Here is a 7,468-nt window from a genome sequence, read left to right on the forward strand (position 1 = left end):
CACAGTGGACTTCTCGCTGAGCGACGAGGAGCGGGCGATCCGCGACACCGCCCGCGCGTTCATCCGCAAGGAGGTCGTGCCGCTGGAGCACGAGCTGCTGCGCCGCGAACGGGCCGGGCAGCCCGGCATCGAGCGCTCCGAGCTGCGCGAGCTGCAGCTCAAGGCGCGCGCGTTCGGCTTCTGGGGCCTGGCCACCCCCGAGGAGTACGGCGGGATGGACCTGCCCGCCGTCATGCAGTCGCTGATCTGGACCGAGGTCGGGCACACGCTGGTGCCGTTCCGGTTCGGCGGCGAGGCCGACAACATCCTGTTCCACGCCGACGCGGCGCAGCGGGCGGAGTACCTGCTGCCCACCATCGAGGGCGAGCGGGTGTCCTGCTTCGCCATCACCGAGCCGGGCGCCGGCTCCGACGCGGCGAACATCAAGTTCAGCGCCCGCCGCGACGGCGACGACTGGATCCTCAGCGGCGAGAAGACCTTCATCACCAACGGCAACGACGCCGACTTCGCGATCGTCGTCGCGGTGACCGACAAGGACAAGGGGGTACGCGGCGGCGGCACCACCGCGTTCCTGGTCGACCGGGCGATGGGGTGGCGCTCGGAGCCGATCGCCACCATGGGCCCGGCGACCCCGGCCTCGCTGGTCTTCGACGACGTGCGGGTGCCGTCCCGCAACATCCTCGGCGAGCCGGGCCAGGGCTTCGAGCTGGGCATGAAGTGGATCGGCAAGGGCCGCTACATCATCCCGTCGCACGCCCTCGGCGTCGGCGAGCGGGCGCTGCAGATGGCCGTCGACTACGCGAACACCCGGCACACGTTCGGCCGCCCGATCGCCGACTACCAGGCGATCCAGTGGATGATCGCGGATTCGGAGACCGAGCTGGAGGCGGCCCGCTGGCTGGTGCTGCGGGCCGCGTGGACGGTGGACCAGGGCATGGACCCGCGCCACGCGTCGTCGATGGCGAAGCTCTACGGCGCCAACATGATCAACACCCTGGTGGACAAGGTCATGCAGATCCACGGCGGCATGGGCTACACCCGCGAGCTGCCGGTGGAGCGGTGGTACCGCCAGATGCGGCTGCTGCGCATCTACGAGGGCACCGACGAGATGCAGCGCCTGATCATCTCGCGGGACCTGCTGCGCGGGTACACGAAGATAGGCGGGCACCTGGCATGAGGGTGTTCACCTGCGCGCAGGAACTGGCCGCCGCCGTCGGCCAGTGCATCGGGCCCGGCCCCTGGCAGCGGGTGGACCAGGCGCGGCTCGACGCGTTCGCCGACGCGACCGGCGAGCCGCGCTGCGCAGGGCTGGGCGCGGCGGCGCCCGGCTGGCTCACCCTGTCCCTGCTGCCGATGCTGGTCCGCGACGTGTACCGGTTCGACAACGTGCGGCTGGGCGTCGACTACGGGGTCAACCGGGTGCGCTTCCCGGCCCCCGTCCCGGTGGGCGCCGCGGTGCGGCTGCTCGCCCGTATCGCCGAGGTCGAACCCGTCACCGACGGGGAGCGGGCCGGGGGAGTGCAACTGGTCGCCCAGCTGACCGTTCGTGCGGACGGCCAGGACAAACCGTGCTGCGTCGCCGAGACGGTCAGCCGCATCTACTTCGAGGAGGAGCCGTGAGCACGCTTTCCCTGGCCGCCGTGCTGGCCGAGGCGGCCCGCCGCCGGCCGGACAAGGTCGCCGTCATCGACGCGTTCGGCCGCGAGACCTACGCCGACCTGTGGCGCCAGGCGCTCGCCTACGCCGCGGGCCTGCGCGAGCTGGGCGTCCAGCCGGGCGACCCGGTCGCGCTGGTCGCGCCCAACGTGACCGACTTCCCGCGCGCCTACTACGGCATCCTCGCCGCGGGCGGCGTCGTGGTCCCGGTGCACCTGCTGCTCACCCCGAGCGAGGCGGCGTACGTGCTGCGCGACAGCGGCGCGAAACTAGTCGTGTGCCACAGCGGCATGCTCGCGCTGGGCGCGCCGGCCGCCGCCGAGGCGGGCATCCCCGTGGTCAGCGTCGGGCCGCGCCCCGACCTGGACGCCGGTGGCACCGGCCCGGCCCGGCTGGAGCAGCTCAGCGCGCAGGTCGCGCCGCTGCGCTCGTACGTCACCCGGGAGCCGAACGACCCGGCGGTCGTCTTCTACACCAGCGGGACCACCGGACGGCCGAAGGGCGCCGTGCTGACCCACCTCAACATGGTGCTGAACGCGACCGTCAACAGCTTCGACGCCAACGACGCCCGCGCCACCGACGTGGCGCTGGGCTGCCTGCCGCTGTTCCACACATTCGGGCAGACCGTCGGCATGAACGGCGCGTTCCGGCTCGGCGCGACCCTGGTGCTGCTGGCCCGGTTCACCGGCGAGGCGGCGCTGGAGCTGATGGTGCGGGAGAAGGTGGACGTCTTCCACGGCGTACCCACCATGTATGTGGCCCTGCTCGAAGCCGCCGCGGGCCGCACCGACCTGCCGAAGCTGCGGCTGTGCATCTCCGGCGGGGCGTCGCTGCCGGTCGCGGTGCTGGAACGCTTCAACGCCGCGTTCGACACCACGATCTACGAGGGCTACGGCCTGTCCGAGACCTCGCCGACCGCGACCACCAACCAGCCGCACTTCGGCGTGCGCGCCGGCACCGTCGGCCACCCGATCTGGGGCGTCGAGGTCGAGATCGCCCGCGCCGAGGTCGACGACCGCATCGAGCTGCTCGACACCGGCGAGCTGGGCGAGATCGTCATCCGCGGCCACAACGTCTTCGCGGGCTACCTCAACAACCCCGAGGCGACCGCGCAGGCCGTGGTCGACGGCTGGTTCCGCACCGGTGACCTGGGCACCAAGGACGCCGACGGCTTCGTCTCCATCGTGGACCGCAAGAAGGACATCGTCATCCGCGGCGGCTTCAACGTGTATCCGCGCGAGGTCGAGGAGGTCCTCGCCCGCCACCCCGCGATCGAGCTGGTCTCGGTCATCGGCGTCCCCGACGACACCCACGGCGAGGAGATCTGCGCCGTGGTCGTGCTGCGCCCCGAGGCCGGCCCGGTCACCGAGCAGGCCGTCATCGACTGGTGCCGCGACCAGCTCGGCAAGCACAAGTACCCCCGCCAGGTCCGCTTCCTCGACGAGCTGCCCATGGGCCCCAGCCACAAGGTCCTCAAGCGCGAGCTCCGCCGCCTGCTGTCCGAATGAAAGGAAGGGCACCTTCTTAACCGCATAGGTATAGGAAGGTGCCCTTCCTAACTCTCTTCGCCTAGGGTTCCAACTTCGGCGGTGCCGCTTCCCGTGTAGGTGGGTCGGAAGGTCGGACCTATGGACGGGGAGGTGACGGGTTGGCGGACGACGAAGGATTCCGCGAGTTCGTGCACGCGCGACTGGCCAGGCTGTCCCGGGTGGCGTACCTGCTGACCGGCGAGCATCACGCGGCGGAGGACCTGCTGCAGAACACGCTGGTCAGGCTGGCGTCACGGTGGCAGAAGGTGTCCCGCACGGGCGTGCCGGACGCGTACGTGCGCAAGGTGATGTACCACGAGCACGTGTCGGCGTGGCGGCGCAGCCGTCACCTGCGGGTCGAGCTGACCACGGCGGAGCCGCCCGAGCGGGGCGCCGGGCCGGACATGGCCGCCGAGACCGTACGCCGGCTGCTGCTGGAGCAGGCGCTGGCCAAGCTCACCCGCAAGCAGCGCGCGGTGATCGTGCTGCGCTTCTTCGAGGACCTGTCCGAGGCCGACGCCGCCGAGGCGCTCGGCGTCTCCGTCGGCACGATCAAGAGCCAGACCTCGCACGCGCTGATGCGGCTGCGCCAGCTGGCCCCGGAGCTGCACGTACTGATCAAGGAGCCGAGCGGGGTGGCGGCATGACCGATCTGAGGCAACTGCTGTCCGACATCGGGGACCGGGCCGGGCATTACGACGTGACCGAGCGGGCGCTGACCGTCAGCCGCCGGAACCGGCAGCGGCGGACGGCAGTCGGCACGACCGCGGCCGCGCTGACGGTCGTCGCGGTCGCGGGCTGGAGCCTGTGGCCTGGTGGCGGGTCCGGGGCGGGTCCCGGCGTCAACCCGGCGGCCTCCGCGTCGCCGTCGCCGTCGGCGGCCGCCGCGCCGGCGCTACCCGCATCGTGCCGGGTGGACCGGCTGCCACTGCCCGACGGGCTCACCAGCGGCGCGGCCAACGCGGTCGACCCGACCGGCCGGTACGTGATCGGCTCGGCGGGCGTCGACGGCAGCGCGATCAAGGAGCACCTGCTCCTCTGGGACGGCGACGAGGTGCGCCGGCTGAAGCTGACCGGGCAGCACCAGCGGCTGCGCGCCGTCAACTCCGCCGGCACCGTGCTGGCGGCGACGGTGCTCAACCAGCGGGAGCAGTCGGTCTGGGTGTACCGCGACGGCAAGTTCACCAGGCTGCAGGGCGGCGAGGCCGACGCGGTCGACATGAACGAGAGCGGCGTGGTGATCGGCACCGAGATCATCCGCGGGCGGAACGGCAAGGACGGTTCGGCCCACCCGGTGCGCTGGCGTACGCCCACCTCGCTGATGGAGCGGCTGCCGCTGCCTCCCGGTGACTGGCCCGGCGGCGTGACCGTGTCGGGCATCGACGACGACGGCACGATCATCATGAACGCGAGCCGTGGCCGCGAGGCATGGCATGCGTTCGCGCTGCGCCCGGACGGCACCTGGCAGACGCTGACGGCGTCGGTGACCGTGGACGGCCTCACCGCCGCCGCGCCCCAGGCCGTCGCCATCCGGGGCGGCTGGGTCACCGGCGTGGCCCGGCTGCCGCAGATCGCGCCGTCGACGCAGTCGCGCCTGGTCGACGTCCTGTGGAACCTGCGTACCGGTGAGGTCGGCGTGCTGCCCCGGGGTGGGATCGCCGCCGTCGTCAACGCACACGGCTGGACCGTGTCCTGGCTCGGCGGGCCGCGCCTGAACTCGGCAACCGGGGCACAGCTGACGCTGCCGGCGGCGCCCGAGCAGACGGCCGACTTCCCCACCTACCTCAGTGGCCTGAGCGACGACGGCCGGGTGCTGATCGGCCTGCAGCAGCTGAACTACGACCCGGATCTGGTGCCGCTGCGCTGGCGCTGCTCCTGACCCGGCCGAGCCGCCCTGACGTGCGCGAAGGCACACGTCAGGGCGGCTTGACACGGTCCCGGGGGCTGTGGTCGGGTCGGGGGATGCGACGCCTGGTGCTCTGGGACATCGACCGTACGCTGATCGACGGCGGGCGGGTCGGCCGGGACGTGTTCGTCGCGGCGTACCTGGCGGCCACGGGCAGCGCGCCGGAGCGGCTGCCGGAGTTCGGCGGGCGCACCGACCACTGGCTGTTCACCACGGCGCTGGCGTGGCACGGCCGCGAGGCCTCGCCGGAGCTGGTCGCGGAGTTCTTCACGCACCTGGCCGAGCACACCCGAGCGCACCGGCCGCAGCTGGTGGCGCGCGGCGCGGCGCTGGCCGGGGCGGCGCAGGCGCTGGCCGCGTTCGGCGGGCAGGACGGCGTCGTGCAGTCGGTCGTCACGGGCAACATCCGCCAGGCGGCGTACGAGAAGCTGGCCGCGTTCGGCCTGCTGGACCCGATCGACCTGGAGGTCGGCGGGTACGGCTGTGACGACGGCGTGCGCTCGGTGCTGGTGCGCCTGGCGCACGAGCGGGCGCAGGCCAAGTACGCGGCGGCCCTGCCCGCGCGGCAGGTGGTGGTGATCGGGGACACCCCGCACGACATCGAGGCGGCCCGCGCCAACGGGGCGGTCGCGATCGGCGTCGCCACCGGCTTCAGCAGCGCCGAGGAGCTGGCCGACGCGGGCGCGGACGCGGTGCTGCCGTCCCTGGCGGACACGGCCGCGGTGCTGCGGGCGGCGCTGGCGTAGGCGGGCGGGTTGCGGTGGGCGGGCTCGGCCGGGTCGTATCCGGTTCGACAGGCACCGCCCCGGCCAGCATGATCGCAGGCATGACGCGAACCGACATGCCGTCCAGCTGGGACGAGCGGGCCACCCTGACCACCTTCCTCGACTACACCCGCGCCACCGTGCGGGCCAAGTGCGAGGGCATCTCCGACGCGGACGCGCGCAAGGCGCCGCTGCCCGACTCGCCCCTGATGACCGTGGCCGGGCTGGTCAACCACGTGCGCTGGGTGGAGTACTGGTGGATCCAGGTGATGCTGCTGGGCGAGGAGGACACCGCCGCCCCGTGGACGCAGGAGGACCCGGACCGCGAGTTCACCGTCGCCCTGGACTTCCCGATCGCGCAGCTGCTCGACGAGTACGACGCGCAGAGCGCCCGCTACCGCGAGCTGGTCGCCTCGCTCGACCTGGACACGATGTCGAAGCGGAACGTGCGCAGCACCGACGCGCCGGTGACCCTGCGCTGGGTCCTGTTCCACCTCATCGAGGAGATCGCCCGCCACAACGGCCACCTCGACGTGGTGCGCGAACTCGTCGATGGCACCAAGGGTGCCTGAGCTGCCCTGATATGCACCTCCGGCGTGCCCGGCGCGCGTAGCGTGGACCAGGGCGCGTCGGGGGGAGACGTCATGGATCTGCTGCTGACCGGCAAGGTCGCGGTGGTCACCGGGGCCAGCAAGGGCATCGGCCTGGCGGTGGTCAGGGCGCTGGTGGGCGAGGGCGCGACCGTGGTCGCGGCAGCCCGGGACACCGGCGGTGAGCTGGCCGGGCTGGCCGCCGCGGGTCCGGTGCGCACGGTGGCGGTCGACCTCACCGACCCGGCCGGGCCGCAGCGCCTGATCGACGAGGCGGTCGCCGCGCACGGCGGGCTGGACGTGCTGGTCAACAACGTCGGTGCGGTCAAGCCCCGGCTCGGCGGGTTCGGGTCGGTGACCGACGAGGACTGGCTGTGGTCGCTGACCGTGAACCTGCTGTCCGCGGTCCGCACCACCCGGGCCGCCCTGCCGCACCTGCTGGCCCGGGGCGCGGGCAGCATCGTGACGGTCAGCTCGATCAACGCGTTCCTGCCCGACCCGCTGATCATCGACTACACCGCGTCGAAGGCGGCGCTGACCAACTTCTCCAAGGCGCTGTCCAAGGAGGTCGGGCCGAAGGGGATCCGGGTAAACACGGTCAGCCCGGGTCCGGTGCGCACGCCGCTGTGGGTCGGCGCCGACGGCGTCGCGAAGAGCTTCGGCGCGGCCGGCGGGGTGTCCGCCGAGGACGTGGCCAAGCAGGTCGCGGGGCTGGCCGCCACGGGCCGGTTCACCGAGCCCGAGGAGGTCGCCGACCTGGTGGTGCTGCTGGCCGGCGGCCGGGCGGGCAACGTGACCGGCGCCGACTTCGTCATCGACGGCGGCACGATCACGACGCTCTGACCCGGACCTGAGGGTGCATGCCGTGCCGGGCGTCGTTCGGATCGTGCGGCACCGTCAGGACAGCTGACCGCACCGGAGGGTGCCTGCCGCCGTGCGTCAACTTCTGGGTTGTCCGGACAACCCAGAAGTTGACGCTGGATTTCGTACACCTGTCGGCGCGGTCAGGCGGCGGCTTCCGCC

Annotated in this window: 8 protein-coding genes; all 8 read left to right on the top strand. The window is 72.6% G+C overall.

The window, feature by feature from the left end; all coding sequences use genetic code 11:
- The first annotated feature begins 4 nt into the window (after positions 1–4).
- The 8 genes from AB0J67_RS05960 (at position 5) to AB0J67_RS05995 (ending at position 7,288) form a co-directional block, all read left to right on the top strand.
- Positions 5–1,177 (top strand): acyl-CoA dehydrogenase family protein, encoded by a 1,173-nt coding sequence (locus AB0J67_RS05960; RefSeq protein WP_363476717.1) that lies wholly within the window; start codon positions 5–7, stop codon positions 1,175–1,177.
- Positions 1,174–1,620, top strand: coding sequence for a MaoC family dehydratase (locus AB0J67_RS05965; RefSeq protein ID WP_363476719.1), 447 nt, complete (start codon positions 1,174–1,176; stop codon positions 1,618–1,620). Before AB0J67_RS05960 ends, AB0J67_RS05965 begins: the two co-directional genes overlap by 4 nt.
- Entirely contained in the window at positions 1,617–3,164 is a 1,548-nt protein-coding gene (locus AB0J67_RS05970; protein WP_363476721.1) for a long-chain fatty acid--CoA ligase, read from the top strand. The genes AB0J67_RS05965 and AB0J67_RS05970 overlap by 4 nt, the downstream gene beginning before the upstream one ends.
- Before the next feature lie 140 nt (positions 3,165–3,304).
- A complete protein-coding gene (locus AB0J67_RS05975; protein WP_363476723.1) occupies positions 3,305–3,832 on the top strand; it encodes a SigE family RNA polymerase sigma factor in 528 nt (175 codons plus the stop codon).
- A complete protein-coding gene (locus AB0J67_RS05980) occupies positions 3,829–5,064 on the top strand; it encodes a hypothetical protein (RefSeq protein ID WP_363476725.1) in 1,236 nt (411 codons plus the stop codon). Before AB0J67_RS05975 ends, AB0J67_RS05980 begins: the two co-directional genes overlap by 4 nt.
- A gap of 83 nt (positions 5,065–5,147) precedes the next feature.
- Positions 5,148–5,837, top strand: a complete 690-nt coding sequence (locus AB0J67_RS05985; RefSeq protein WP_363476727.1) for a haloacid dehalogenase-like hydrolase — start codon at positions 5,148–5,150, stop codon at positions 5,835–5,837.
- An 80-nt stretch (positions 5,838–5,917) separates the two neighbouring features.
- Complete coding sequence (locus tag AB0J67_RS05990; protein ID WP_363476729.1) at positions 5,918–6,427, top strand: DinB family protein; 510 nt, start codon at positions 5,918–5,920, stop codon at positions 6,425–6,427.
- Between the two features lie 72 nt (positions 6,428–6,499).
- Positions 6,500–7,288, top strand: a complete 789-nt coding sequence (locus tag AB0J67_RS05995; RefSeq protein ID WP_363476731.1) for an oxidoreductase — start codon at positions 6,500–6,502, stop codon at positions 7,286–7,288.
- The last annotated feature ends 180 nt before the right edge of the window (positions 7,289–7,468 follow it).

The organism is Catellatospora sp. NPDC049609, assembly GCF_040675365.1.
GTDB lineage: Bacteria > Actinomycetota > Actinomycetes > Mycobacteriales > Micromonosporaceae > Catellatospora.

What these genes read in the sequence shown, in the direction of transcription:
- AB0J67_RS05965 (WP_363476719.1), top strand. Translation starts at nt 1,174, where the DNA reads ATGAGGGTGTTCACCTGCGCGCAGGAACTGGCCGCCGCCGTCGGCCAG.
- AB0J67_RS05980 (WP_363476725.1), top strand. Translation starts at nt 3,829, where the DNA reads ATGACCGATCTGAGGCAACTGCTGTCCGACATCGGGGACCGGGCCGGG.
- AB0J67_RS05985 (WP_363476727.1), top strand. Translation starts at nt 5,148, where the DNA reads ATGCGACGCCTGGTGCTCTGGGACATCGACCGTACGCTGATCGACGGC.
- AB0J67_RS05990 (WP_363476729.1), top strand. Translation starts at nt 5,918, where the DNA reads ATGACGCGAACCGACATGCCGTCCAGCTGGGACGAGCGGGCCACCCTG.
- AB0J67_RS05995 (WP_363476731.1), top strand. Translation starts at nt 6,500, where the DNA reads ATGGATCTGCTGCTGACCGGCAAGGTCGCGGTGGTCACCGGGGCCAGC.